2 protein-coding genes are annotated in these 1341 nt (G+C 47.7%); one reads left to right on the top strand and one right to left on the bottom strand.

The features are described from left to right. Window positions 1-202, bottom strand: a 202-nt coding sequence (locus tag ACR2PX_RS19075) for a transposase (RefSeq protein ID WP_434000947.1), incomplete at its 3' end; no start/stop codon positions are given. Between the two features lie 87 nt (window positions 203-289). Here ACR2PX_RS19075 and ACR2PX_RS19070 point away from each other — a divergent pair. Then, window positions 290-1003, top strand: a complete 714-nt coding sequence (locus tag ACR2PX_RS19070; RefSeq protein WP_434000946.1) for a PTS transporter subunit EIIC — start codon at window positions 290-292, stop codon at window positions 1001-1003. Window positions 1004-1341 lie beyond the last annotated feature (338 nt).

Genomic DNA, 1341 nt, shown 5'->3' with positions numbered 1-1341 from the left:
AAAAAACCGAGAGTGTCAGGTCATCAAAACGACGCTGACATTCTTTGCAAAAGTAGCGCTGTCTGTCCGGCTGTGACTCGTCCTTGCCCTGCCGGGTTATGTCCGTGCTGCCACAGCGCGGGCATTTTATCCCATCAGGCCAGTGAATCTGACGTATCTGTTCATAGCACTTGCCGTTATCGAGGAGATCATAAAGTTTCATGACACTGTTTTACAAGAAAACGTCTTCTATTCATAGCCACATAAGTCATCCTGTTTCCAGCTCCCCGGAATCCACTAAGAGCCTATCATGTTATCTAACATGGGCGATGGCATGCTGTTGCCAGAAATGCTGATGGAAATCTTCAAGCCTCTGATTTCAGCGTCAGACTCTCTGCCGGCTCTGCTTCTGATTGCCTTCATTATCCATGTTCTCTGGTTTTGTGGTCTGCATGGCGCCAATATTGTGATGGGGGTTGTGGGGACCTTTACCCTGACCAATCTGCAGATGAATCAGGCCGCTCTGGCTGCTGGGGAGGCTCTGCCTGCTGTTTTTGCCGGTGGTTTTCTGGACAACTATATGAACCTGGGAGGGTCCGGAGCTACGTTAGGTCTGGCTATTGCCATGGCAATAAGCCGAAGTGCTCATTTGCGTTCAATCGGACGAATATCGGTCGTCCCCGGAATTTTCAACATAAATGAGCCCATTCTGTTTGGCGCGCCCATTATTATGAATCCGATTCTGGGCATCCCTTTCATACTGATTCCGATGCTGAATGTCACCATTGCATACTTTGCCACCTCTATGGACTTTGCCGGTCGAGTCGTTGCTCTGGTGCCCTGGACAACACCTGGACCGCTGGCGGCTTTCCTGAGTACCAACTTCCACTTTGGTTCGCTGTTTCTTGCGCTGGGGTTATTGGTCTTGTCTACTTTGTTGTATCTGCCTTTCCTGAACATTTACTCCAAATCCCTGATTGCTCAGGAGCAGGTTGATAAAGTGGCTAAAGCCGCTACTGCCTGATGCTCTTTCCTTTGATAGAGGCAGGGGCAGCCTCTATCAAAGGTTGTGACCTTTTTTCATTGCGTAGTCCCGAATTCCCTGAATGGTTCCATAAATAGTCAGTATGGTAATGAAAACCGCGACAGTAATCAGGGCGATCTCATTTGGCACTAACCACTTTGTCCTGTGACAATAAAACAATTTTTAAAGCATGGCATTCTTAACTCCACGACTAAGGGGTACAGCAATTAATAATTTACCGGCTCTGGCACAATAGCAACATCCCACTTTCGTAACTCAGGGTTTCGTATGATGTAAGGTTGAATTTCCTTCAATTCAGCTTTACTGAGCTTCACTCC

This window comes from Endozoicomonas sp. (assembly GCF_051008435.1).
In the GTDB taxonomy this organism is placed as follows: domain Bacteria; phylum Pseudomonadota; class Gammaproteobacteria; order Pseudomonadales; family Endozoicomonadaceae; genus Endozoicomonas_A.
This window is presented reverse-complemented; position numbering and strand designations above follow the sequence as displayed.

Excerpts from the sequence above, each read along its gene's own strand:
- ACR2PX_RS19070 (WP_434000946.1), top strand. The coding sequence starts at position 290 with ATGTTATCTAACATGGGCGATGGCATGCTGTTGCCAGAAATGCTGATG.